19 protein-coding genes are annotated in these 25,231 nt (G+C 42.9%); 9 read left to right on the top strand and 10 right to left on the bottom strand.

Annotated elements, in window-relative coordinates:
- Window positions 1–40: 40 nt before the first annotated feature.
- From K08M4_RS04980 to K08M4_RS04990, 3 genes are all read right to left on the bottom strand, one after another.
- Window positions 41–2,524 (bottom strand): bifunctional diguanylate cyclase/phosphodiesterase, encoded by a 2,484-nt coding sequence (locus tag K08M4_RS04980; protein ID WP_086049057.1) that lies wholly within the window; start codon window positions 2,522–2,524, stop codon window positions 41–43.
- 316 nt (window positions 2,525–2,840) lie between these two features.
- A complete protein-coding gene (gene pta, locus K08M4_RS04985; protein ID WP_086049058.1) occupies window positions 2,841–5,006 on the bottom strand; it encodes a phosphate acetyltransferase in 2,166 nt (721 codons plus the stop codon).
- A 147-nt stretch (window positions 5,007–5,153) separates the two neighbouring features.
- A complete protein-coding gene (locus tag K08M4_RS04990) occupies window positions 5,154–6,350 on the bottom strand; it encodes an acetate kinase (RefSeq protein ID WP_086049059.1) in 1,197 nt (398 codons plus the stop codon).
- A gap of 341 nt (window positions 6,351–6,691) precedes the next feature.
- On the opposite strand from K08M4_RS04990, the gene yfbV reads away from it, so the two are divergent.
- The 3 genes from yfbV to K08M4_RS05005 all read left to right on the top strand — a co-directional run bounded on the left by yfbV (window position 6,692) and on the right by K08M4_RS05005 (window position 10,140).
- The gene (gene yfbV, locus K08M4_RS04995; RefSeq protein ID WP_012603549.1) at window positions 6,692–7,144 is read left to right on the top strand and encodes a terminus macrodomain insulation protein YfbV; all 453 of its coding nucleotides are present in this window, start codon (window positions 6,692–6,694) and stop codon (window positions 7,142–7,144) included.
- 311 nt (window positions 7,145–7,455) lie between these two features.
- Complete coding sequence (locus K08M4_RS05000) at window positions 7,456–8,421, top strand: ABC transporter substrate binding protein (protein WP_086049060.1); 966 nt, start codon at window positions 7,456–7,458, stop codon at window positions 8,419–8,421.
- 252 nt (window positions 8,422–8,673) lie between these two features.
- The gene (locus K08M4_RS05005) at window positions 8,674–10,140 is read left to right on the top strand and encodes a GGDEF domain-containing protein (RefSeq protein WP_086049061.1); all 1,467 of its coding nucleotides are present in this window, start codon (window positions 8,674–8,676) and stop codon (window positions 10,138–10,140) included.
- Between the two features lie 67 nt (window positions 10,141–10,207).
- Here K08M4_RS05005 and dusC read toward each other — a convergent pair whose 3' ends face one another.
- Window positions 10,208–11,164: a tRNA dihydrouridine(16) synthase DusC gene (gene dusC / locus K08M4_RS05010; RefSeq protein WP_086049062.1), complete on the bottom strand. Its 957-nt coding sequence runs from the start codon at window positions 11,162–11,164 to the stop codon at window positions 10,208–10,210.
- 70 nt (window positions 11,165–11,234) lie between these two features.
- Entirely contained in the window at window positions 11,235–11,777 is a 543-nt protein-coding gene (locus K08M4_RS05015; RefSeq protein ID WP_086049063.1) for a prepilin-type N-terminal cleavage/methylation domain-containing protein, read from the bottom strand.
- Between the two features lie 218 nt (window positions 11,778–11,995).
- Between K08M4_RS05015 and K08M4_RS05020 the strand changes: the two genes are divergently transcribed.
- Complete coding sequence (locus K08M4_RS05020; protein ID WP_009848625.1) at window positions 11,996–12,616, top strand: YecA/YgfB family protein; 621 nt, start codon at window positions 11,996–11,998, stop codon at window positions 12,614–12,616.
- 137 nt (window positions 12,617–12,753) lie between these two features.
- On the opposite strand, the gene dsbB is transcribed toward K08M4_RS05020, so the two are convergent.
- Together dsbB and nhaB are read right to left on the bottom strand one after the other, a co-directional pair.
- On the bottom strand, window positions 12,754–13,278 hold the full coding sequence (gene dsbB / locus K08M4_RS05025) for a disulfide bond formation protein DsbB (protein WP_435532555.1): 525 nt from the start codon (window positions 13,276–13,278) through the stop codon (window positions 12,754–12,756).
- A 120-nt stretch (window positions 13,279–13,398) separates the two neighbouring features.
- Window positions 13,399–14,991, bottom strand: coding sequence for a Na(+)/H(+) antiporter NhaB (nhaB, locus tag K08M4_RS05030; RefSeq protein ID WP_086049064.1), 1,593 nt, complete (start codon window positions 14,989–14,991; stop codon window positions 13,399–13,401).
- A 641-nt stretch (window positions 14,992–15,632) separates the two neighbouring features.
- Here nhaB and fadR point away from each other — a divergent pair.
- Window positions 15,633–16,472, top strand: a complete 840-nt coding sequence (gene fadR, locus K08M4_RS05035) for a fatty acid metabolism transcriptional regulator FadR (RefSeq protein WP_009848622.1) — start codon at window positions 15,633–15,635, stop codon at window positions 16,470–16,472.
- Window positions 16,473–16,614: 142 nt separating this feature from the next.
- Here fadR and K08M4_RS05040 read toward each other — a convergent pair whose 3' ends face one another.
- Complete coding sequence (locus tag K08M4_RS05040) at window positions 16,615–17,094, bottom strand: YehS family protein (protein WP_017084024.1); 480 nt, start codon at window positions 17,092–17,094, stop codon at window positions 16,615–16,617.
- Between the two features lie 221 nt (window positions 17,095–17,315).
- Window positions 17,316–19,376, bottom strand: a complete 2,061-nt coding sequence (gene metG, locus K08M4_RS05045; protein ID WP_017084023.1) for a methionine--tRNA ligase — start codon at window positions 19,374–19,376, stop codon at window positions 17,316–17,318.
- A 158-nt stretch (window positions 19,377–19,534) separates the two neighbouring features.
- On the opposite strand from metG, the gene apbC reads away from it, so the two are divergent.
- From apbC to K08M4_RS05060, 3 genes are all read left to right on the top strand, one after another.
- Window positions 19,535–20,611, top strand: coding sequence for an iron-sulfur cluster carrier protein ApbC (gene apbC / locus K08M4_RS05050; protein WP_086049065.1), 1,077 nt, complete (start codon window positions 19,535–19,537; stop codon window positions 20,609–20,611).
- Window positions 20,612–20,867: 256 nt separating this feature from the next.
- Window positions 20,868–21,509, top strand: a complete 642-nt coding sequence (udk, locus tag K08M4_RS05055) for a uridine kinase (protein WP_086049066.1) — start codon at window positions 20,868–20,870, stop codon at window positions 21,507–21,509.
- A 106-nt stretch (window positions 21,510–21,615) separates the two neighbouring features.
- The gene (locus K08M4_RS05060; protein WP_086049067.1) at window positions 21,616–23,799 is read left to right on the top strand and encodes an AsmA family protein; all 2,184 of its coding nucleotides are present in this window, start codon (window positions 21,616–21,618) and stop codon (window positions 23,797–23,799) included.
- Window positions 23,800–24,025: 226 nt separating this feature from the next.
- Here the strand turns inward: K08M4_RS05060 and cobO are convergent, their stop codons facing one another.
- Window positions 24,026–24,631 (bottom strand): cob(I)yrinic acid a,c-diamide adenosyltransferase, encoded by a 606-nt coding sequence (gene cobO, locus K08M4_RS05065; protein ID WP_029224060.1) that lies wholly within the window; start codon window positions 24,629–24,631, stop codon window positions 24,026–24,028.
- An 84-nt stretch (window positions 24,632–24,715) separates the two neighbouring features.
- Here cobO and K08M4_RS05070 point away from each other — a divergent pair, with 84 nt between their 5' ends.
- Window positions 24,716–25,165 carry a low molecular weight protein-tyrosine-phosphatase gene (locus tag K08M4_RS05070; protein WP_086049068.1) on the top strand — a complete coding sequence of 150 codons (450 nt, stop codon included), beginning with the start codon at window positions 24,716–24,718 and terminating at the stop codon, window positions 25,163–25,165.
- Window positions 25,166–25,231 lie beyond the last annotated feature (66 nt).

Consider the following 25,231-nt stretch of genomic DNA (forward strand, 5'->3'; position numbering starts at 1 on the left):
ATCATTTATCAGAAAGATAACTCTAGTTCAGTAGATTGATTTACACCTCAATTGCCTCTAGTTGTCTTTGTTGCTCAAGATATGTAACGAGATCCATTGCGCTGACAGGGCGAGAATAGAGGTAGCCTTGAATTGCGCTGCAGTATAGCTGTTTAATCGAACGCAATTGTGCTTCGGTCTCAATACCTTCCACAACTAAATTGAAACTGAAAACACTCGCGAGAGAAGTAATGGCTTCAACAAGTGCAAATTGCTTCTCATCGACATCGATATTGTCGACGAACGATTTATCTATCTTAATCTCATTAATAGGTAGAGCTGCAATATAGCTTAATGATGAGTACCCAGTACCAAAGTCATCGATTGAAACTTGCATTCCTAGCTCTTGAAAGTGGTTCATGACTCGTGTAACAGCTTGTAGGTCTTCCACAAGCACACTCTCAGTAATCTCAATTTTAATTTGATTAGCAGGCAAGCCGTACTTAGTGGCTAGTTCAGAAAATTTATCCACTAAATTATTATGAGTAAAAACAGCAGGCGAGAGATTGATCGATAACGAGAGAGGCGCATCTAGTTGGTCGCTAATCGCGCTAATATCACGCATGCTAGTTTCAGCGACAAAGAACGTAATGTCATTAATTAGATTCGTTTTTTCCGCCATGCTGATAAATACGTCAGGTGGAATAAATCCTAACTTTTTGTTTTGCCAACGACAGAGCGCTTCTACCCCTAACACTACACCTGAATGTACGTCGACTTGAGGTTGATAGTGAACGTACAGTTCTTCGTTATTTAAAGCAGAATTAAGCGCGTTCTCAATCTCGAGTTTACTGTGAATATCATCAGAAATAGACTCGTTAAATAATTGAATAATGCCTTTGCTTGTACGTTTCGCGAAATAGAGAGCCATATCAGCTTTAGAGATTAACATTTCTATATTGTCAGCATGATCGGGGGATAACGATACGCCGATGCTTGTCTTAATCGATAGGCTTTCCCCTTTGATATTGTATGAGCGTTCGATTGCCTGCTTAATCTTGTTAAGAATTGGTGTCAAAGATTCAGCTGTCGGTAGATTGTCTATAATCGCAATAAACTCATCCCCGCCAAAACGGAAATACATTTCATTCGGCTCAGTTAAATGTTGTAGAGTTTGAGCAATGTTTTTGAGCAGTTGATCCCCATAGCCATGACCATGAGCGTCGTTAATATTTTTAAAATCATCTAGGTCGATAAAAAGTACAGCGATTTTAGTCGTATTTTGTATGTTTCTTTCTTGTATGACCGCAAAGCTCTCTTTTAATGCAGTTCGGTTGTAAAGACCGGTGAGTGAGTCGTGGTGAGCCAAGTAAGAGAGTTCTTTACGGTTCTGCTCTAGTTTATGGAAGTCATGTTTAATTCTGTTTTGGAAGGTAGTAAAACGTCGTGCGATGGCATTACCCATATAGAAACTAATGACCAGCAAAGTTAGGAAGCTTGCTGCACTATAAATGATGAGTTCAATCGTATCGTGCTTTAGTGATTCTTCGGTGACCAGTTTGTGTGCGATAGAGTATTGTTCAATGGCTTGGGTATAAGCACTACCAACGATATACCACTCCCAGTCTGGAATTTTTGCTACATAGTTAATGGTGTCTTGCGAACGATTGTTAGCCAACCCGTTATCGAGGCTGATAAATCGTTCTTGGAGTGAATTAGTTGAGTTTTGACTTTGAATAATTAACTGAAATGTAGGATGTTTTGACCCAATGAGTTCTTGCGACTCGTGCGCCAAAAATACGCCTTGCTTGTTGAGTACGAAAAGCTGATCAGAACCAGGAAGCGTTAAGTTTTTCAGCCAATTTAATGATTGTTGTTTTAGGTCACTTTCAACATCAACGACATAATCACCGGAGCTTATAACCCAGTCTAGTGGTTCAAAGTAGACAGAATATCCAATTTTTTCGTACTCTGTCTTGTTATCACCTGGTTTGTGAAACCACCACCTATAAAAGCTTGTTTTCTTCTCTAGCGACAGTTTGACCATTTCTGTGACGATGGGAGCGCCTCGCGTATCTTTAAGCGTGGAAAGGTCCTGTCCTTCGAGGTGGGGCCAGAATGGGTGCATGATACCTTTAGCTTGGCGATCAACAATAAAAAGGTAACCACGATCACTATTGAAGCGAATGTCTTTTAACGCACTTTTAATGATGGATTCGATTATTTCTCTTGGCTGTGATCTGTTGTCTTCGTAGAGACGAGTAGAGATTCGATGTGCTTCTTCTAATCGTTCTTTTACGACTTGTTTTAGTTCTGACTCGGTGGTTGATTTTAAATAGAGAACTTGGCTTTTTGCTACGTCGACTTGGCTTTTAAGCAATTGTTTGTGCTGATCTTTAAATAGTTGCTCAGCTCTAACTAATTGTTTTTGGTTAGACAGGTGTGAGTTGTACAGAAATGAAGAAATTAGTACGAGTGAAAAAAGTGCGATAAAGCTAACTGGGAGCCATTTGATCAACGTGATCAGCCGAGTATCTGACGTCATAGTGTTATGAAATACAAAGAAGTTTATTTATTATGTAAAATAATATAACAAAGATTATCCATATGGCGAAGGGTAAAAACGTTTAAGGACATAATTTTATTGGGGAAATGTCAGATAGGTTAAAAAGTGCAATGAGGTTGGATTGTTTCTAAATCAGTCATTTGATTAACCATTGTAATGGTGCTCGTTGGGTCAGCGAGTCTTAGGGCATTCATTACGAGCCCTCCAACGTGTAAACATACTTCAAGACGGGATAATGACCAAAAAAAAAGCCCATGCAAATTGCATAGGCTTTAAAACGAGACAGAAAACGTAATTAGTTAATTACTTTTTCTTCAGCTTGAGCGGCTTGGTCTGCTTGGATAGCCGTTAGAGCTACTGTGTAAACGATATCGTCTACTAGAGCGCCACGAGACAAGTCATTTACTGGCTTGCGCATACCTTGAAGCATTGGACCGATAGACACTAGGTCTGCTGAACGCTGTACAGCTTTGTAAGTCGTGTTACCTGTGTTTAGGTCTGGGAATACGAATACTGTCGCTTTACCTGCAACTGGAGAGTTTGGCGCTTTAGAAGCGGCTACGTTTTCCATGATTGCTGCGTCGTACTGAAGAGGACCGTCGATCACAAGATCAGGACGTTTTGCTTGAGCAAGTTTTGTTGCTTCACGTACTTTATCTACGTCTGCACCTTTACCAGATTCACCAGTAGAGTAAGAGATCATAGCAACACGTGGGTCGATACCGAATGCCGCAGCAGAATCTGCAGATTGGATAGCGATTTCAGCAAGCTGTTCAGCTGTTGGATCAGGGTTGATCGCACAGTCACCGTATACAAGAACTTGATCAGGCAGAAGCATGAAGAAGATTGAAGATACGATAGATGCATCAGGAGCCGTTTTGATGATCTGGAACGGAGGAACGATTGTGTTCGCCGTTGTGTGAACAGCACCAGAAACTAGACCGTCAACTTCACCAGCTTCAAGCATCATAGTGCCTAGGAATACTGAATCTTCTAGCTTCTCACGAGCTACAACTTCAGTCATACCTTTAGCGCCACGAAGTTCTACTAGGCGAGCTACGTAGTTTTCGCGAACGGATGCAGAATCGATGATCTCAACGCCAGCGCCTAGCTCAACACCTTGTTGTGCAGCAACGCGACGAATTTCTTCAGGGTTACCAAGAAGTACACAAGTTGCGATGCCGCGCTCAGCACAGATAGATGCTGCTTTAACGGTACGTGGCTCATCACCTTCAGGAAGAACGATGCGCTTAGCCGCTTTACGAGCAAATTCAGTTAACTGGTAACGGAATGCTGGTGGGCTTAGACGACGGATACCTTGAGTACCTTCAGATAGAGAATCAATCCAAGGGCCATCAATGTGGCTTGCAACGTGATCGTTAACGAACTCGATACGCTCTTTATCGTCTGCAGGCACTTCTAAGTTGAAGCTCTGTAGGTTAAGAGACGTCTGCCAAGTGTTACCTTGAGCCTTGAAGATCGGTAGACCTGTAGCGAATGCAGGAGCACAAAGGTTCGCAATGCTTTCTGGAATGTCGTAACCGCCAGTCAGTAGGATTGCGCCAATCTCAACACCATTTTTCGCAGCAAGAGCTGCAGCAACGATAACGTCAGGACGGTCTGCTGAAGTAACCAGTAGTGAACCTGGTTTGAAGTGCTCAATCATGTGAGGTAGAGAGCGTGCACAGAAAGTGATGCTCTTAATACGACGAGTTGAGATTTCACCTTCATTAACGATTTCAGCGTTAAGGTGTTTAGCCATATCAACCGCACGAGTTGCGATTAAGTCGATGCTCCATGGCACACAGCCAAGAACACGGATAGGGCTAGAGTTGAAGATTTGCATTACTTCAACGTTCGCTTGCTGAGCGCTATCTGCATCGTCAAAGATTTCAGATAGATCAGGGCGAGTACGGCCAGCTTCATCAACAGGAGCATTAAGCTTGTTAATGATCACGCCTTTGATGTTCTTGTTCTTAGTGCCGCCGAAGTTAGAACATGCTACTTCGATGTGCTCTTTAAGCTGAATAGGGTTGTATGTACCAGGGGTCGCAACGAATACGATCTCCGCACCAAGTGTTTTCGCGATTTCCGCGTTTACTTGGTTTGCAAATGGGTGCTTACGAGTAGGAACTAAGCCTTCGATAAGCGTTACTTCTGCGTCTTTATTGATTTTGTTGTATTGCTCAACAACTGACTCAAGAAGTTCGTCCATTTTTTCGCTACCAATCAAAGCTTCAGCTTTAGTCATTGCGATTGGCTCACCAATCTTAATGTCGCTGTTTGTGCTAATGATAGTAGACGTTAAATCTGGTTGGTTACCACCGCTACGAGGTTGAGCGATTGGCTTGTAGAAAGAAACACTTACGCCCTTACGCTCCATAGCGCGAAGAACACCCATGCTAACACTAGTAAGACCAACACCAGCGCTTGTAGGGATAAGCATAATAGTACGGGACATTGACGGACACCTTTAACTATTGGAAATAAAAAAAGCTCAACTGCTATTCCCACCGATATTTAAATTGGGGTAGGAATAGAAGTTGAGCCCCATTTTCTTGATATGAAAAACTGACTAGCTTCGAGTGAAGCTAGTCAGGAAAATCAATTAAAGACCTGCTAGTTTCGCAGTGTCTTCAGCAATGACTAGCTCTTCATTAGTAGAGATAACCATTGCAGGGATACGGCTGTTAGCTGTAGTGATAGTACCTTCGCCGCCGAAACGTGCTTTAAGGTTAGCTTCGCTATCAACTTCGATGCCGAAGATGCCTAGGCGGTTAAGAACCATTTCACGGATTGGGCCAGAGTTCTCGCCGATGCCGCCAGTGAAAGTGATTGCGTCTAGACGACCTTCTAGAGTTGCAGTGTAACCAGCAACGTACTTAGCTAGACGGTGACAGAACACGTCCATTGCACGAGTTGCTTCTTCTTTCTCGCCGTAGTTGTCTTCAACGAAACGACAGTCAGAAGTCACTTCAGTTAGACCAGCAAGACCAGATTCTTTAGTTAGCATGTTGTTGATTTCTTCAACAGAGTAACCAAGAGCGTCGTGTAGGTGGAAGATGATTGCAGGATCTAGGTCACCACAACGTGTACCCATTACAAGACCTTCAAGAGGAGTAAGACCCATAGAAGTATCTACAGATTGACCGTTCTTGATTGCACATACAGAAGCGCCGTTACCTAGGTGACAGTTGATGATGTTAACTTCTTCAACTGGCTTGTTTAGTAGGCCTGCAACTTCACGAGTGATGAATAGGTGAGAAGTACCGTGCATGCCGTAACGACGGATGCCGTGCTCTTTGTACAGGTTGTACGGTAGAGCGTATAGGTAAGACTCAGAAGGCATTGTTTGGTGGAACGCAGTGTCAAATACAGCAACGTTTTGTAGACCAGGGAAGTTCTTTTGAGCCGCTTCGATACCGATAAGGTGAGCAGGGTTGTGAAGAGGTGCAAAAGTCGCAGCGTCTTGAATACCCTTAAGAACTTCATCAGTGATAAGAGCAGAAGAAGTGAACTGCTCGCCGCCGTGTACGATACGGTGACCGATAGCGCCAAGGTTAGCTTTAAGCTCAGGCTTAGAAGCAAGAATAGTTTCTACCATGAAAGATAGTGCTTCTACGTGAGCTGCGCCCGCGCCTAGTTGTGCTTCATGCTTGCCATCAAGTTTCCACTTCATACGAGCTTCTGGAAGACCAAGACACTCAGCAAGACCAGTTAGGTGCTCTGCACCTGATTCTGCATCAACAACAGCGAATTTAAGAGAAGAACTACCACAGTTTAAAACTAAAACTAGCTTAGACATTAATGACTACCTGTTTATTTTTCTGATCGAAATCAGTTAAGGATGAAAATTAATCTCAAGAATAGTCGAAGCACATGGGCTTGCGTACTAACCTTGGTCAAAAAAACGTTAATTTCCGTATAAAGTGAAAGCACTCTTTATCAAAAAGAGGCTTGTGCATTCCTTGCAGAAGTCTTCTCAAAGTTGCTTAAATTGTAAATAAGGGCAACAATGAGATTGAGGTCTGCAAATAATAGCGATATTGTGCAAATATAACAAAAAAATTTGAAAGAATATTATTTTTCGTCAAATTTTTGTGTTTTTAGTTGATGGTTTCAACTTTTTTTTAATGGGAGACTCATATGAGCAATAGAGTTGGTTTAGCGAGTAGTTTAAAAGATGGCCAAAAGTACATGGATCTCTGGCCCGTCCGCAAAGAGTTAAACTCGATCTTCCCTGAGCAGCGCATTATCAAAGCGACGCGTTTTGGCGTGAAAGTGATGCCAGCGATAGCTGCTATTAGTGTTCTTACACAAATGGTCTTTAATAATTATCAAGCGATGCCACAAGCTGTGGTCATGGCTTTGTTTGCAATCAGCTTACCGCTTCAAGGCATGTGGTGGTTAGGTAATCGCTCAAACACAAAACTTCCACCTGCGCTAGTCTCATGGTATCGCGAACTTCACGAGAAGATCACTGAAACGGGTTTCGCGTTAGAGCCAATGAAGTCGCGTCCTCGTTATAAAGAATTGGCGATCATTTTAAATCGCGCATTTCGTCAGCTAGATAAATCGTCAATGGAACGTTGGTTCTAATGAGTTTCAACTCTCCCTCTTGTCTGAGAGCAACTATTCATCATTGATGGTTTGTTCTCAGGTTTGATTTTTATTATTTTCGCTTCGCTTTTATTCACCTATCTCCCCCTCATTCCTTTTTTCTCTTAATACTCATGTAGTTTCTTACTTTTCAAATTCTGCCTTTCACTATTTCACGCATTTTTCGAGCCTTGTTGTGTTTTTGTTAAATATAACTTCAAGTCATCAATGGTTACTGGTAATAGTATCAATAGTGATGTTGTTCTCTTTGAGCGAGCAATAATGAGTAGAGCTTGATTCAGGGAGCGATAATGAGTTCTGTAAAAAAGGTATTGGCAGCGGTCGTAAGTTGTCTGTTGTTGCTATGGACAAGCAATGTCATGGCGAACATTGCCAAAGTTTCGGTTTCACAAGTTGTTGACCATCCAGATCTGAATGCAACACGTCTAGGACTTCTTGAAGGATTGAGAGCAAAAGGTTACGAACCGGGTAAAAATTTAGAGTTCTCTTATGAAATGGCTGGTGGCAATCCCGTTCAGGCTGCAAAAATAGCCAGAGAGTTAGTTAGTGAGAACCCTCATGTATTAGTTGGCATCGCGACACCGACCTCGCAAGCGTTGGTTTCAGCGACTCGAACGATCCCGATTGTGTTTACTGCAGTAACAGACCCTATCGGCGCAAGGCTTGTTAAACAATTGGAACAGCCGGGACGAAATGTCACGGGCCTTTCTGACTTATCACCTATTTCCCAACATGTATCTCTTATTAAAGAGCTACTCCCTAATGCAGGTTCAATCGGTGTGGTTTATAACCCTGCCGAAGCGAATGCCGTTGCATTAGTTGGGTTATTGAAAAAGTCTACACTAGACTTTGGTTTTACTTTGCATACTGCTAAAGCGTTGACTATCGATGATGTAGAAGAAAAAACAGCATCCGTGGCTAAAAAATCTGATGTTATCTACGCGCTAACCGATAACACGGTGGCAAGCGGTATTGAAGGACTTATAAATGCAGCAAACCAAGCTGGCACCCCCGTGATTGCAGGAGCAACGTCTTATGTTGGCAAGGGAGCAATAGCTGGGTTAGGTCTAGATTACTATGACGTTGGGGTGCAGACCGCTGATTATGTGGCCGCTATTTTGAACGGACAAAAACCAGGGAAGTTGAATGTTAAAACAGCTCAAAGCTCACAGTTGGTAGTTAACCTAGATGCCGCTCGTGAGCTTGGTTTGACGCTACCTAAGTCTGTGGTTGATCGTGCGATAGTCAGCCGTTGATTAGTATTGACATCAAAAAAAACAATGCTCGATAAGTCACTTTGTTAACAGGGGTTTAAACCATCACAATGAACAACATTAGTCGACTCTCACCATTAGCTGCGATCTACTTTATTCATCTTTAAGTAGTTATTTCCCCGTCAGGTACATCGTTAATATCAATTTACATTTTTTTACATCGAGAGGGCTGTCGATTAATGTCATAATATTAATGGAACCAATGAAAATAACTGAGCGCTAAGAGCACATTCTATGAAAGTAAATAGGCACTTTAGCCTTACCTTTGTCTTCGGCTTTCCCGCGGTGATCGCGATCATGTTACTTGGACTGATAGGTAAAAATCATTTTGATGTGGTAAAGAAAGATATCAGCAGTGAATTTCAGCGCATTGAAGAAGTGTTCAAACGAACCACTAAAGTTGTTACCGCTTTAGACTACAGCTTTTCTAATTACTACAAATCAGGAAACCCTCTTTTCCTTGACCACAATAAGCAAGTAGTTGACGGCCTTTGCCGAATTTGGCCTATTGACGTATTACTTCTTGCTGATGGAAAAACGGCAGATATCCCCTCTGTCGATATCGACTATATGTTAGTTGGACAAGAGTCCCTTTGTGATGAAGCTAGCGATAGCTATAAAAGTGCGTCAGAGAAAATTGCTCTCGCGCCAATTCTTTCATTTTTGTCCCAGCTTGATGAATATCACAACGGCGTACACTTTATAGATACTCGTGGTTATGTGATCTCTTCGCCTGAAGACTTTGCTAAAGAGCTAGGGAAAGAACTACTTTCGACCATAAAAAGCCGCCCGTATTGGCAAAGAACCGCCAACAATCCAGAACAATTGACTTTAACGGGTCCTGCGTATCGATTTGACTCTCTTGACCGTATGATAAGCATGACGATTCCGGTGTTTCATAAAGGGATACATCAAGGAATGCTTTCTGTTGAGATTGACGCAAGTAAACTGCTTACGAGTTCGAATGAGCACTTAGCCGGTAGAATCGATATTATTGATACCACCTTGGTTAATCCGGTTGACAGCGCTACTTTCTATCACGCGATACAACTGGAAGGAGTCACCTCTCATCACGCGATGTACTACGAATTAGATTTTGCTAAAGAGGTGGAACACTTTTTTGTCTACGAGAAAGACAGCCTGATTGTCGCTATCATCGTATATCTATTTTCTGTAACGCTCTTTTTCTTCGTTAACTCCAATATTGAACGTGGTTACTTCAAAGAGCTGGCAGCTAAAGATCCGATGACCGGGCTGCTAAACCGTAGGGGACTGGAAGCTTTTTGGCGCAGTGTGGAGCATGACCAGTTATTCGCCTTGACTGTATTTGACATTGATAATTTCAAGTTGATTAATGATACCTTTGGGCATGACAAAGGGGATGATGTTATTCGCTACATGTCCCGTCAGATAAGTAATAGCATTCGAAGTAGTGATGTCGCAGCAAGGTTTGGTGGTGAAGAGTTTGTCGTTTATCTAAAAGGTGATGACCGTGAGACGTTAATGAGGACATTAGAGCGTGTTAAAAATGCTGTCTGTGCGAACTCAGCTAACATTGTACCTAATGGTTTTACTGTCTCTGGTGGTGTTTGTATTACTGAAGCTGAGCATAACAACCTAAGCTTTGAAGAGATATTCAAACACGCGGATGAAAAGTTGTACGTGGCTAAGACGACTGGTAAAGACCGCATCGAGTTCTAACCACGTTATTGAAGTCTCACGCTGCAGAGGAGGAAAGCGCTGCTTTCTCTCCATGGCTAAGATCCGGTTAAGCTGAGTGGAAATGCTCTTCTTGATAACGTTGTAGGCGCTCTACGATAGGCGGCGCTTTCTTGAAAGTACGAATTTCTTTAAAGAGTTCATCCGCTTCAGGGTAGCCTTTACTTAGATAAACAAACCACTGCTTCACTCTATTGGGGTAGTACATGCCTTTGTCCCCTTTTATTTGGAACTCTGAGTAGCGCAGTAAAAGTTCAATGACTTTATCCCACGGCATTTTGTGATGGTTATGCTTAACGACGTTACCAAGGTTGGGAATGTTGAAAGCGCCACGGCAGACCATCAATGAATCGACGCCAGTGGCTTCTATGCAATCTTGACCATCTTGGTAGTTCCAGATTTCCCCATTGGCAATCAATGGCAGAGACGTTTTCTCTCTTATCTGATTGATGTAATCCCACTTGATTTCACTGGCTTTATAGCCGCCAACTTTGGTTCGTGCATGTACGGTGAGTTCGTCAGCCTTTGCTTGCTCGATAGCGTCGACAATTTCAAAGCATTCTTCCGGGTGCTCCCAACCTAGTCGAATTTTTGCAGATACGGGAATGTGTGCTGGCACCGCCTCTCGACAGGACTTCACCACTTGATAGATGAGTTCGGGTTCTTTTAGCAATGACGCACCACCATTACTTTTGTTTACCGCTTTTGCAGGGCAACCAAAATTAAGATCAATGCCTTTGGCACCTAAACTAGCAGCTTGAAAAGCATTCTCAGCCATCCAATTTGGGTGTTGCCCTAGAAGCTGGAGATGAATTGGCACACCAGCCATGGTCTGAGACCCTTGATGTAATTCAGGGCAAATACGGTGAAAAACATGCGGAGGAAGAAGTTGATCAACTACGCGCACAAATTCCGTCACACAGAGATCGTAATCATTGATCTCTGTGAGAATTTCACGCATTAGATGGTCTAAAACGCCCTCCATAGGGCCAAGTATTACTCGCATTTGCTTTACCGAAACTGAATGGATCGAAAATTAAGACGCGTGATTGTACGGGCAAGTTAAAAGCTTGTCACTATGAGCTAGGTGAATCTGACGTAACAGTTATTTCACCGGTTAGAGGGAAGTAGTTGAGCCTTGGTAAATCTTCGCCTAGCGAGTAACCATCAGTGTAGTAGTAATAGCAGCTTGGATCTGATGTATACCAAGCAACGATCGGTTCTTCTGAAGGGAATACTGATCTACCGTGATCTCTAACGGTGAGGTCAGTATTCATGAGCGCCCGCCAAAGCCTTGCGCAGTCACTCCCTCTAATTGCAGTCCCCGAATTAATCGGTAGTTGATCAACAGCGATTGGAAAACCAGTCGATGAAGGATAAACGCTGCCTTCACCATAATCGACATCTTGATTAAAATCAGGCTCTCCATCAACAAGCCACTGTGAGTGGTAAAGGTTAACCGCAGTTCGAAAAGAAGAAAAAGCACCTTGAGCTGTGGCTTCATGGCTATCGCGTTGGTAATTTAGAAAGCGAGGAACTGCGGTAACGGTAAGTATGCCTAAAATAACGACGACAGAGACTAGCTCTATCAAAGTAAAACCATTTTGGTGTTGTTTCATAATGCATTCTATATGTAACTAAATATTCCAATGACTCTTTTACACTTCAAACTTAAATTTTCAAAATGAAATAAGTTTAGTTTGCTGAATGGAACTAAAGATAATGTTTGCGTGGCTACTGGTAGGTGTAATTAATCATAGAGCTATACGAATAATTACTAATTGTTAGCCTTGTGGGTATAATGGAGACAACAGAATTGACTGACTAGTGAAGTAATATGAAGTATCAATTATTGAGTCTTCCTGACTCAATTAACGACGTAACAGCCCAGTTTGTAGAAGGTGCTATATTTGCATCTAACCTTGCAACTAAACCTCTTGACCCAGAGGCTTGGTTACCTATAGCTATTCCTGAAACTGGTCAGGACTTTGTTCCTCAAGTCACCGAGCAAATTAATCGCCAACATAACCTCATTCAGCGAAGTGAATATTTGCTTACAGAAGTGCTTGATGCAGATAACTTTGCTGAACAGCTAGCCGATTTTTCTGAAGGTTTTATGATGGTCTGGCCGACGATTGAAGAACAGTGGCAGGAAACGTCAATCGCAGATGGTACATTGCGCATGCTACAAGCAATGTTAACAACATTCATGCTGGCGATTGATGAAGAACAGACAATCGAGCAAATGAAAGCGGCTGGATTAGAAACCCCGCCAACTTTGAATGATCTAGTCGGGCAAGTCGATTTGATGGTGACAGAAGTTGCGCTAGCAGCGGATGAAGCGATGCTCGGAAATAAATCTCAAAGTGTGAATCCGTTTAAAGGCATCGGCCGAAATGATGTTTGCCCTTGTGAAAGCGGTAAAAAGTTTAAACAGTGCTGTGGAAAAAACAGTTAATAACGCTTTATGGATAAACTTAGCTTTGAGTGAGTAATAGATTTACTTTAAGTGATAAAAAAGCGACAAAAAACGCAAGTAATAAAAAGTCGACCTCGTGGTCGACTTTTTCGTTTCTGAACATGATGAGCTAATTGTTAGTCATTCTTTGATTTAACGAATTGAGAGATCACTACGAAACCGAAAACAAACAAGTTACCCGCGAAGATAATCACTAGCCATTGAGGCATTGAAAGGTCTAAGAACTGCCATACGACTTTGCTGCAGTCGCCGTAGGCCTCAAACATCCACGGAGCCCATTGGTTTAATGGTGCCCAGCTAGGGAAGGTCACGAACAGGTCGCAGGTAGCGAAAGGAGACGGGTTAAACTGGTAGTCAACGTGTTCTAAAGCTAGCAGTAATCCCTTATACGCGCCTAACCCCCAGCCAACTAAGCCTAACCAGCGAGAGAGAGGATTATGCGGGGCAATAGCACCAATTATTGCTGCGATGCCGATAGCGAGCATAGCAACGCGTTCGTAGATACACATGACGCAAGGGCCGAGCATCATCACGTGCTGAAAGAAAAGAGCACATGCTTCAAAAAAGACAATAAAAGCCAGCAGTAAAAGCCAAGATAAACGTCCCTTAGAGAAGTCTTTGAGCATTGCAAAAAAGTTCACGAATTTAATCCTGTCAATAAAATAAAAAAGCCCTGATTACTCAGAGCTTTTTATCTTGGATAAGTTTCCTAATCAACTAATATTTTTGATTAGTTAGGTGTTTGGCAACACAACGTTGAGTTAGTGGCCACTAGAGATAACTGGAGCGAGCACCTCACCAGTACGGTGAATGATCCAACCTGCATCATAAAACCATGCTGTCATCGGCTCTATGAAGAACACAATACCGGCAAGGCCAACAAGTGCTAGCACGATAGTATATGGCAGAGCCATCAATACCATACGGCCGTAAGACAGTCGAATTAACGGAGCAAGTGCTGATGTTAATAGGAATAAGAATGCAGCCTGGCCGTTTGGCGTAGCAACAGAAGGTAAATTAGTACCTGTATTGATAGCAACAGCAAGTAGATCGAATTGGTCGCGAGTAATGACGCCCTCTACCAGAGCTGTTTTCACTTCGTTGATGTAAACCGTACCAACGAATACGTTGTCTGAAACCATCGACAAGATACCATTGGCTACGTAGAAGAGTGCGAGCTGTGCGCCTTTATCTTCAACGTGAAGTACAGCATCGATTACTGGCTTAAATAGAGCCTGGTCGATGATTACAGCAACAACCGCGAAAAAGACGGCAAGCAGTGCGGTAAATGGCAGTGCTTCTTCAAAGGCTTTACCCATCGAGTGCTCTTCGATAACGCCAGTAAACGCTGTTGCTAAGATGATCACTGAAAGGCCAATCAAACCGACTTCAGCGACGTGAAGCGCTAGGCCAACAATAAGCCAAACTGCGATTGCACTTTGAACCCATAGTTTTGCAACGTCTTGTTTTGTACGGTTTGCGCGTTCTTTGTTGTCAAATTCAACTAAGATTTGGCGAACGTTATTTGGCAGCTCTGCGCCATAGCCAAATACTTTGAATTTTTCTACAAGTGCACAAGTTAGAATACCGCAGAAGAAAACAGGCAACGTTACTGGCAGCATACGGATGATAAATTCACCGAACTCCCAACCCGCTTGCTTAGCAATGACTAAGTTTTGTGGTTCGCCTACCATAGTCATTACACCGCCCAGCGCAGTACCCACACCAGCGTGCATAAGCAGTGAACGTAGGAATGCACGGTAGTTTTCTAGGTCATCACGAGTTAGCTCAGAGATCTCTTCATCATGAGTATGATCGTGCGCAGACGTTGTGCCCTTGCCTGATGCAACCTTGTGGTAGATAGAGTAGAAGCCCACTGCAACGCTAATGACTACGGCGATTACTGTCAGCGCATCTAGGAAGGCCGACAAGAATGCTGCAGCGACACAGAACGCGACAGAGAGTAGAATTTTGGATTGGATACCGAGCAGGATCTTCGTAAAAATGAACAGAAGTAGTTCTTTCATGAAGTAGATGCCAGCAACCATGAATACTAGTAAGAGTAATACTGGAAGGTTTGCTTGTAGCTCATGATAAACCATTTCTGGTTTAGTCATGCCAATGGCGACGGCTTGAATTGCCAATAAACCACCCGGTTGGAGAGGGTAGCATTTTAGAGCCATAGCTAGAGTGAAAATAAACTCAACCACTAGTAGCCAGCCCGCAACAAATGGGTCAACTAGGAAAAAAACAAACGGGTTGATGATTAAAAAGGAAATGATGGCAAGTTTATACCAATCAGGAGCTTTACCAAGGAAGTTTTTGATAAAAGCGTTTCCGAGAGACATCGGCATGTTAATACTCTTTTATGTTGATTATGAATAGACAAGCAATACAACATTTTGAGAATCGAGTTATAGATATAGTTAAAACCTATAACTAACAGTGACTTAGAAAAACTACATTCCATGTAATGTTCTGTGGTCTTGCCAAGTCACTCCCTTAGAAACTCAAGCACTGCTTATTTTTGAGCGCAACTCTACTCTTAGATAACATTTAGTCAACAGGAAAACCCCTGTAGCACTAAAAATACCTCTTTTTTGTTGAGAAACGCGATCAAAGTAGCGCAAGCATACCACTTAAAATGCGATAAAAACCGACTAGAATCAATATTTCAGCGAAATGATTGAAATTTACAGAATAACGACGGCTTATATATGATTATTACAACTTAATATTGCAAATTAATAGATTTAAAAATATGACTAATCTCATTGATTTTTAAAAGAATTTGTTGTGTTAATGGTTTGTTTAAATGATGGTTTACAGTCGCTTGCTATCCAAACCTTGAGTGCAAACGTGTGCTGAACTTTAGAGTTTTAGCTCTACTTGGGTTTTGAGTGAGTAAAATTTTTTGGAGGTATTTCCGCAGGGTGTTAACTAGTGGTATGATGAGTAAATTAGAACAAAATAATTAAATTGGATTGAAGTGTAGATGGTCATTAAGGCAAAGAGCCCGGCAGGATTTGCAGAAAAGTATATCATTGAAAGTATTTGGAATGGCCGTTTCGCTCCAGGTTCTATCTTGCCCGCAGAACGCGAGCTTTCTGAGCTGATTGGTGTTACACGTACTACGCTTCGTGAAGTACTTCAGCGTCTTGCTCGTGATGGTTGGTTGACAATCCAACACGGTAAGCCAACTAAAGTTAATCAGTTTATGGAAACGTCAGGTCTTCATATCCTTGATACATTAATGACGTTGGACGTTGATAACGCAAGTAAAATGGTAGAAGACCTGCTTGCTGCTCGTACTAATATCAGCCCTATCTTTATGCGTTATGCATTCAAAGCAAATAAAGAGGCTTCAGAGCGTACGATTACTAACGTAATTGAATCTTGTGAATCTTTACTTGCGGCACCTACTTGGGATGAATTCTTAGAATCGTCGCCATATGCTGACAAGATCAAACAATCGGTGAAAGAAGACGTAGAAAAAGATGAAGCGAAGCGTCAAACGATCTTAATTGCTAAAACTTTTAACTTCTACGATTACATGCTTTTCCAACGTTTAGCATTCCATTCAGGTAACCAAATTTATGGCCTGATCTTTAATGGTGTTCGAAAATTGTACGACCGTGTTGGTAGCTACTACTTCTCTAACCCAGAAGCTCGTCGTTTAGCCATGGAGTTCTACAAAAACTTGTTTGTTATTTGTGAAAGCGGTGAGCGTGAGAATTTGCCACTTGTGATTCGTAACTACGGTATCGCAAGCGCACAGATTTGGAACGAGATGAAGACAACGTTACCGACAAACTTTACTGAAGACGACAGCTAAGTCTTTTCATTAAACTACTGTTCGGTTGTTTTACTTATTGAGTAAACGACGTAAAGAAAACGAAAAAGCGGCGAGATAATCAAATTATCTCGCCGCTTTTTATTTATTGATAGTTGGTGAGAACGTATCAATAGGCAGTAACTTACCCTGCAAACTCTTCTGAGTCTGGACGGTTAGTAAATTGCACGCCATTTAGAAAATCGCAAAGTAGTTGGTCTTCACATACTTTGTAGTTCTTGTTCTCTGGCTTACGGAAGTAGGCACCAATCTCGTACTTACTTAGGCTGATGCCTACCACTTCTAATATATCTAATACATCTTCTGCTTTCATGTTCAACGCAATACGCAGCTTCATGAAAATCATATTGTTAGTCAGAGCAACTTCAGGTTTAGGCTGAACACCCTCTTTTTTGCCACGCTTAAGGTTGATAAAACCATTTAGGAACACCGCTAACTCTTTATCTTTCATCGTAGAGCATGACTTGTCGTTGTCTTCTTTTAGCCAATTGATCACTTGGTCATGAGCAACGGTCACATCAGCTTGCTCGATAGCTTTAATGATCTGTGCATTTTTAAGGTTTAGCGCGTGTTGAATACGACGCAAGATTTCGTTGTTAGTCACTGGGGATTCCTAAAAAGGGTTTGGAGAGTAAAGAGGTGTTGGTTAGCCCGTTATCGTCGACAAACCAATTTCTACTCTACATAGCATAGTTGACGGCGACTCTAACAGAGAACGCTTATTTTCGGTAGATATAAAAAATCCCCAATGCTTATTAACTCATTCAAGTTAAAAGTGCATTAGGGATTTCGCTATGAGTGCTTGTTATCTGACTGAAGCCAGAGCTACATTACACGCATACCAGGTTGAGCACCTTCGTGTGGCTCAAGGATCCACAGGTCGCTGCCACCAGGGCCCGCGGCTAGGATCATGCCTTCAGACATACCAAACTTCATCTTACGAGGTTTTAGGTTTGCGACCATTACGGTTAGCTTACCTTCTAGCTCTTCAGGTTTGTACGCTGACTTGATACCAGAGAATACTTGGCGAGTCTCACCACCGATGTCCAATTGGAATTTCAGTAGTTTGTTCGCTTTTGGTACTTCTTCACAAGAGATGATACGAGCAATACGCATATCGACTGCTGCAAAGGCATCGAACTCAATCTCGTCTGCGATTGGCTCTTTGTCTAGCTCAGTTTGGCTTGCTTGCTCTTTTTCAGCTTCTGCTTTTTCTTTCGCAGCTGCTTCTGCGGCTGCATCTTCTTTAGAAGATTCGATCATTGCTTCCACTTTCTTCGGATCAATACGGCTAAACAGCGCTTTGAACTTAGTGATTTCGTGATCAGTTAGCGGTGTAGCAATCGCTTCCCACGTTAGCTCTTCGTTTAGGAAAGCCTCAGTGCGAGCCGCAAGCTCTGGCATAACTGGTTTCAGGTAAGCCATTAGCACGCGGAATAGGTTAATACCGACAGAAGAAACTTCTTGAAGCTCTTTCTCTTTGCCTTCTTCTTTCGCAAGAACCCAAGGTGCTTTTTCGTCAATGTACTGGTTAGCTTTATCTGCTAGTGCAGTAATTTCACGGATAGCGCGGCTGAACTCACGAGTTTCGTATAGCTGACCGATACGCTCAGCAGCAGCAACGAATTCGTTGTATAGCTCAGGTTCTGCAAATTCAGCAGCAAGTTTGCCTTCAAAACGTTTCGTGATGAAGCCAGCGTTACGAGACGCTAGGTTAACAATCTTGTTTACGACGTCAGCGTTTACACGTTGAGTGAAGTCTTCAAGGTTAAGGTCAAGGTCATCAATACGGCTGTTTAGTTTCGCAGCGTAGTAGTAGCGTAGACACTCAGGGTCTAGGTGGTTTAAGTACGTACTTGCTTTGATGAATGTGCCTTTCGACTTAGACATCTTCGCACCGTTCACCGTTACGTAGCCGTGTACGAATACGTTGTTTGGCTTACGGAAACCAGCGCCTTCTAGCATTGCAGGCCAGAATAGGCTGTGGAAGTAAACGATGTCTTTACCGATGAAGTGGTAAAGCTCAGTTGTGCTGTCTTTCTTCCAGTATTCGTCAAAGTTTAGATCGTCACGCTTGTCACATAGGTTCTTGAAAGAAGCCATGTAGCCAACAGGAGCGTCTAGCCATACGTAGAAAAATTTGTTTTTCTCGCCTGGGATTTCGAAGCCGAAGTAAGGTGCATCACGAGAGATATCCCACTGTTGCAGACCAGACTCGAACCATTCCTGCATTTTGTTTGCAGTTTCATTCTGTAGAGAGCCAGAACGAGTCCACTCTTTAAGCATGCTTTCGAACTGAGGTAGGTCGAAGAAGAAGTGCTCAGAATCTTTCATTACTGGAGTTGCGCCAGAAACCGCTGATTTAGGGTTAATTAGCTCAGTTGGGCTGTATGTCTCACCACAGTTATCACAGTTATCACCATACTGGTCTTCTGACTTACACTTAGGGCAAGTACCTTTTACGAAGCGGTCTGGTAGGAACATCTCTTTCTCAGGATCGAAAAGCTGAGAAATAGTGCGGCTAGAAATGAAGCCGTTCTTTTTAAGTTCGAGATAGATGTGAGAAGCCAGTTCACGGTTCTCTTCGCTATGTGTGCTGTGGTAGTTATCAAAGCTGATATCAAAGCCAGCGAAGTCTTTTTGGTGCTCTTCACTAACAGCAGCGATCATCTCTTCTGGCGTGATACCCATCTGTTGAGCTTTAAGCATAATTGGCGTGCCGTGAGCATCGTCAGCACAGATGAAGTTTACAGTGTTGCCACGTAGACGCTGGTATCGAACCCAGATATCAGCTTGGATATGCTCAAGCATATGGCCAAGGTGAATAGAGCCGTTAGCGTACGGAAGCGCACAAGTTACCAAAAGTTGTCTTGGATCAGTTGCCATACTTAATAATTCGCTTTTTTGATAGGTATAAATTTTGAGAGGTAATACTACTTTATAACGTGTGATACGCCAAGGTATCAGACAAAGGATTCCCCTAGTTTTTTAGGGGTTCAGTCTTCATCTCGTGGGTGATAGCATAAATAAAAAAAGGAGCCCCAATGCGTAACTTTACTTCTAAGCAAGATTTCTGTTCATGGTTGAATGAGTTCGAGTCACCAATCCTCATCCCAGAGTGGGCGCTACACCAAAATATTGTATCGGTTGATCCTCGTGGGTCGTTTGTCATTACCTTGCCTTTTGCAGCTAATCAGCTCGCGGTTGAACTGGAACATTGGATCCACTCCCAGATTGAACAACAGCTTGTCAGCACTTTTCAGTTTGAAGTGAAAGTGAAGCCGTCTGCGCTGGAAACTACAGTCGCAACACCATTGAAAGGCGTTAAGAACATTATCGCCGTGACGTCGGCAAAGGGTGGGGTGGGTAAATCGACAACTTCGGTAAACCTTGCGCTTGCGTTATCTAAGTCAGGTTCAAAAGTGGGCTTGTTGGATGCGGATATCTACGGCCCATCAGTGCCTATGATGCTTGGCCAACTAGACGCGAAACCAGAAGTACAGAATAACAAATGGATGATGCCAATCGAAGCTCATGGCATTTTTACTCATTCTATCGGTTACCTTGTATCAAAAGATGATGCGGCAATCTGGCGTGGACCTATGGCAGCTAAAGCTTTAGGTCAACTTGTTAATGAAACCGTCTGGCCTGAGTTGGATTACCTTGTTATCGACATGCCACCGGGCACGGGTGATATTCAACTAACCTTGTCGCAGCAGATCCCAGTGACGGGCGCGGTTGTGGTGACAACTCCGCAAGATTTGGCATTAGCTGATGCGCGTAAAGGTGTGGCGATGTTCGATAAAGTGAGCGTGCCAGTTGCGGGCTTAGTGGAAAACATGAGCTACCATATTTGTAGTCACTGTGGCGAAAAAGAGCATATCTTCGGTGCTGGCGGTGCAGAAGCCATGTCAGAAGAGTTCTTTCTCGATATTTTGGCGCAAATTCCCCTGCATATTGATGTACGAGAAGACATCGACGCGGGTTGCCCAACGGTGATACGTCGTCCAGATAGCGAACACACGCGTCATTACTTAGAGCTTGCTGAGAACGTGGCTGCGCAGATGTTCTGGACTGGTAAGGCGAGACCAGAGGCGATTAACTTCTCGATGGTTGAATAGCAATGGCTGATCACAAAGGTGTGTAAATCATGTGTGGGTGAGATAAACAACGGTTGGATTAGGTGGATAGCCATAGGGGTTGTGCATATAGTTGTATTTAAGTTATTTGAAAGCAAACGATTGTTTTAAGTAAATGTATTAAGATCATCAATTTGACTGCAATTAGCTAACATCGCGACTAGAATCTATATGCTTTAGCCCCTATAATCAGGCGGTTTATCTCTTCCCACCACCAAACCATATCGGGTGCAAATTAATGTCTGATAATAATCAATGTGTCATCGTAGGTATCGCTGGCGCTTCAGCTTCAGGAAAAAGCCTGATCGCGAGTACGATTTATAATGAGCTGCGCGAAAAAGTAGGCGACCATCAAATTGGTGTTATCACGGAAGATTGCTATTACAGCGACCAAAGTCACTTGAGTATGGAAGAGCGAGTTAAAACTAACTACGACCACCCAAATGCACTAGATCATGACCTTTTATGCGAACATCTACAGCAGCTAATGAGTGGCAATGCCGTAGAAGTTCCAGAATACAGCTACACAGAACACACACGCACTTCTGAAGCGACTACACTTACTCCTAAGAAAGTGATCATTTTAGAAGGTATTCTGCTTCTGACAGACCCGCGTCTTCGTAAACTAATGCACGCAAGCGTATTTATGGATACACCGTTGGACATCTGTCTACTACGTCGCGTTAAGCGTGATGTAGAAGAGCGTGGTCGAACAATGGATACGGTACTTAAACAATACCAAGAAACAGTACGCCCAATGTTCATGCAGTTTATCGAGCCTTCAAAACAACATGCAGACATCATCGTTCCTCGTGGTGGTAAAAACCGTATTGCGATTGATGTGCTAAAAGCGCATATTGCGAAGTTGTTGAAGTCTTAATCGAATAAAATTTTGCCTAAGTGACTCACTTAGCTTTATTTTTTACCGAATCAGTGGCACTTTTATAGTGCCACTTTCTTTTGGAATCTAAGCAAGGAATATGCGGATGAAGAAACTACTCATTTTCATAGCTGTACCAGTGTTTGTTGTCGTTGCAGCAATTCTGGCACTAGTGCTGTTAGTGAATCCCAACCAATTTAAGCCATTAATTGTCGAACAAGCCCAAAAACACACCGGCCTAGAGCTCGTGATCGAGGGTGATATCAGCTGGCAATTCTTCCCATCTATTGGCTTCGAACTTGGTCAAACTGAATTACGTAACCCTGAAGGGTTCACCCAACCAAACCTGTTTAAGGTTGATACCGTTGGCGTTGATGTTTCGGTTACTCCGCTATTTAGCAACCAACTAGAGATCGGCAACATTACTCTAGATGGTGCAGAATTCTATTTAGAAACGCTTAAAGATGGTCGCAAGAACATCGATGCGCTCACACAAGCGTCTGCTCCTAAGGATTCTGAACCTGCAGCGGATACAAGTTCTGAAGCAACACCGGCGTCTCAAGAGCAAACTTCTACAGACACATCTGGCTGGACGATCAATCTTGCAGGTGTAACAGTCTCAAACGCATTGTTTGAGATGGACGACAAGCAAGCAGGTTCATTCACTAAGCTATACGATGTGTCTTTGAGTCTTTCTGAGTTTGCCGTTGATACATGGACGACCGCGACGTTTGCGGCTTCTGGTGAAAACAACCAACAGAAGTTCTCTTCAAATGGCAGTGCTGAATTCAAATTAGCGGAAGGCTTTGCAAGCTACGCATTACGAAATATTGACCTTAATGCCAAGTTCAATGATCCAGCAACGTCGATCGAGTCAGCGAAGATTGGCTTAAATACGTTTGAGTTCGATAAGGTTAACCAACTGACTTATGCGGTGATTGGTAATGCTGCTGGTCTTGACCTTGATCTTAAAGGTGGCGGTGACTTGACTGTCGATAGCGCGATCTCAAGAGTTACACTGAACAAGTTAACATTAGACTCAACATTCAAAGGTGAAACGCTTCCTCAATCACCAATGAAAGTGGATATGCTGTCTGACTTAAGCTTTGATCTAACTAAGAGTCACTTGAGCTTTGTGCTAGAGAAGCTGCAAGCTAACGCTATCGCACTAGACGGTAAAGCGGACATCACTTTATCTGAAATACCAAAGGTTCGTTTTTCTCTTCATAGCCCGAACATCGATTTAGATGAGTTCTTAGGCCTAGGTAATACATCAGAAACAGCGAGTGCTGCGCCTTCTGATTCTGCTGGTGGCTCAACTTCAAATACTACAGCTTCTTCGACGTCAAGCTCAGGTAGCTCGACTTCAAGTTCAGATAACTCGGCTCCTGCGAAAGAAGTAGAACCTGACCTGTCAGCACTGAAAACGCTTGATGTGAAAGGTAATATCACAATCGATAAGTTCAAGGCGAACAACGCAAAAATGCAGAACGTGAAAACGGCGTTCTCAGTTAACCGTGGTATCGCAGAACTGACATCGTTTACTTCGAATCTTTACCAAGGCTCTATCTCGGCAACAGCACGATTAGATGCACGCAAGACGCCAGCGACTTACACGGCTAAGAAAAAGATTAAAGGCGTAAAAGTACAACCGTTATTGTTTGACGTAGCGAACAACGATACGCTGGAAGGTACTGGTAATATCGATGTTAACGTTAAAGGTAAGAGCTTGACGCCAACAGGAATCAAGAAGAACTTGGTTGGCACTATTGCGATTAACTTTGAAGATGGTGCGGTTAATGGCATTAACATCGCGCAACTGATTCGAGAAAACTACGCTAAGATCAAAGGCGAGAAAGTCGAAAGCAAAGACGAGTCTCAAAAGACAGATTTTAGTGCAATGAAAGCAACACTCAAGGTTGATAAAGGTTGGGTTTCAACGAATGACTTATCGGCACAGTCACCTCTTTTACGCGTGACAGGTCAAGGTAAAGCAAACTTCATCAATGAAACGGTCGACTTCCTGGTTCGCACGTCAATTGTTGGCTCGCTTGAAGGCCAGGGTGGCAAGAGCATTGATGATCTCAAAGATGTGACGATTCCAATTAAAGTTACCGGCCAGTGGGCTGACCCTAAATTTGCGCTTGTCTTTGATGATGTGTTGAAACAGAAAGCTGAAAAAGAGATTGATCGCGGTATTAAGAAACTTGAAGAAAAATACGGTGACAAGATCAAAGATGAGAAAACTAGAGATGCAGTCAATGGTTTACTCAAAGGCTTGTTTAACTAATCGCTATTTTAAATAAATAGCATATAAAAAGCGCCATTCCTTATTACGAGGAATGGCGCTTTTTTTTTGGCTGCCGATAACACCCAAGAGATTCCCTATGACACTCGTCCCTCGTTCTAGGGAATGACGATCGGTGCTCGTCCTTTATTTAGGGGAGTAACACTGAAGCGTCGTCATCCTCGAGAGAGAAGAGTGACCAAGTCGGGGATCTCTGGTTGGAAGGCTGTTACCAATCCACACCTTGCAGAGCTTTTACTCCAGATTCAAAAGCGTGTTTTACGTTACGTACTTCTGAAACAGTATCGGCCATGTCCGTTAAAGTGCGGTGTGCTCCACGGCCTGTGATGATCACTGATTGCATTTTAGGACGGTTATTCAGAGCTTCTACCACTTCATCCAGTTCAATGTAGCCATAGCTCACCATGTACGTCAGCTCATCAAACAGAATTACATCAATCGACTCATCGGCTAGCATGCGTTGGCACTCTTTCCATACGCGCTGTGCGGCTTCAATATCTTTCGCTTTATTTTGAGTTTCCCAAGTAAAGCCTGTACCCATCACTTGGAACTCTACATCGAGTTTTTGAAGAACGTTCTTTTCACCGTTATCCCAAGTTCCTTTTACAAACTGAGCAACGGCACATTTCTTACCGTGACCGACTGCACGTGTAATCGTACCGAAACCTGATGTCGATTTGCCTTTACCGTTACCAGTAATAACCAATAACAGTCCTTTCACTTCTTGCGCTGCTGCGACACGTGCATCGACTTGCTCTTTTACTTTCTGTTGTCTTGCTTTATGGCGTTGTTCTTTGTTGTCTTCGGTCGACATAACAAATCCTTTTAAGTTGTGATTACGCCTATCATAGCCTAACTTAACGATAGCAAAAACCATCGGAAGAACAGGTGATTACGGATGAAAAAGATACTCGTGGTTTGTATGGGGAATATTTGTCGTTCGCCAACAGGAGAAGCGGTGCTGAGAAAGAAAGCTCAGCTGATGGATATTAATGTAACGGTCGACTCCGCTGGGACGATTGGCTTTCATCAAGGCAATCCGCCAGACTCGCGTTCAAAGTCAGCAGGAGAGAAGCGAGGCTACAGCTTTAAAGGGATTACTTCTCGTAAAGTGGTAGATAAGGACTTCGAAGAGTTTGACCTGATACTCGCGGCAGACAAGGCGAATTTGGATGACTTGATGAGGCAGTGTCCTGCTCACCTCCAATACAAGCTCGCGCTGTTTTTGAGCTTTGGAGAGTCACAGTATCAAGAAATTCCCGATCCTTATTATGGTGAGGGGAATGGCTTTGAATTAGTGTTGGATTTAATCGAAGAGTCGAGTGATGCAATATTAAATTCGATTTAACGTCGAAGCGATGTGCGGTGTTTGAGCAAAAAAGAACAAGATCAACACGATCAAGAATTATAGATA

Source organism: Vibrio syngnathi (assembly GCF_002119525.1).
GTDB classification, from domain to species: Bacteria; Pseudomonadota; Gammaproteobacteria; order Enterobacterales; family Vibrionaceae; genus Vibrio; species Vibrio syngnathi.

What these genes read in the sequence shown, in the direction of transcription:
- K08M4_RS04980 (WP_086049057.1), bottom strand. Translation starts at nt 2,524, where the DNA reads ATGACGTCAGATACTCGGCTGATCACGTTGATCAAATGGCTCCCAGTT.
- pta (WP_086049058.1), bottom strand. Translation starts at nt 5,006, where the DNA reads ATGTCCCGTACTATTATGCTTATCCCTACAAGCGCTGGTGTTGGTCTT.
- K08M4_RS04990 (WP_086049059.1), bottom strand. Translation starts at nt 6,350, where the DNA reads ATGTCTAAGCTAGTTTTAGTTTTAAACTGTGGTAGTTCTTCTCTTAAA.
- yfbV (WP_012603549.1), top strand. Translation starts at nt 6,692, where the DNA reads ATGAGCAATAGAGTTGGTTTAGCGAGTAGTTTAAAAGATGGCCAAAAG.
- K08M4_RS05000 (WP_086049060.1), top strand. Translation starts at nt 7,456, where the DNA reads ATGAGTTCTGTAAAAAAGGTATTGGCAGCGGTCGTAAGTTGTCTGTTG.
- K08M4_RS05005 (WP_086049061.1), top strand. Translation starts at nt 8,674, where the DNA reads ATGAAAGTAAATAGGCACTTTAGCCTTACCTTTGTCTTCGGCTTTCCC.
- dusC (WP_086049062.1), bottom strand. Translation starts at nt 11,164, where the DNA reads ATGCGAGTAATACTTGGCCCTATGGAGGGCGTTTTAGACCATCTAATG.
- K08M4_RS05015 (WP_086049063.1), bottom strand. Translation starts at nt 11,777, where the DNA reads ATGAAACAACACCAAAATGGTTTTACTTTGATAGAGCTAGTCTCTGTC.
- K08M4_RS05020 (WP_009848625.1), top strand. Translation starts at nt 11,996, where the DNA reads ATGAAGTATCAATTATTGAGTCTTCCTGACTCAATTAACGACGTAACA.
- nhaB (WP_086049064.1), bottom strand. Translation starts at nt 14,991, where the DNA reads ATGCCGATGTCTCTCGGAAACGCTTTTATCAAAAACTTCCTTGGTAAA.
- fadR (WP_009848622.1), top strand. Translation starts at nt 15,633, where the DNA reads ATGGTCATTAAGGCAAAGAGCCCGGCAGGATTTGCAGAAAAGTATATC.
- metG (WP_017084023.1), bottom strand. Translation starts at nt 19,376, where the DNA reads ATGGCAACTGATCCAAGACAACTTTTGGTAACTTGTGCGCTTCCGTAC.
- apbC (WP_086049065.1), top strand. Translation starts at nt 19,535, where the DNA reads ATGCGTAACTTTACTTCTAAGCAAGATTTCTGTTCATGGTTGAATGAG.
- udk (WP_086049066.1), top strand. Translation starts at nt 20,868, where the DNA reads ATGTCTGATAATAATCAATGTGTCATCGTAGGTATCGCTGGCGCTTCA.
- K08M4_RS05060 (WP_086049067.1), top strand. Translation starts at nt 21,616, where the DNA reads ATGAAGAAACTACTCATTTTCATAGCTGTACCAGTGTTTGTTGTCGTT.
- cobO (WP_029224060.1), bottom strand. Translation starts at nt 24,631, where the DNA reads ATGTCGACCGAAGACAACAAAGAACAACGCCATAAAGCAAGACAACAG.
- K08M4_RS05070 (WP_086049068.1), top strand. Translation starts at nt 24,716, where the DNA reads ATGAAAAAGATACTCGTGGTTTGTATGGGGAATATTTGTCGTTCGCCA.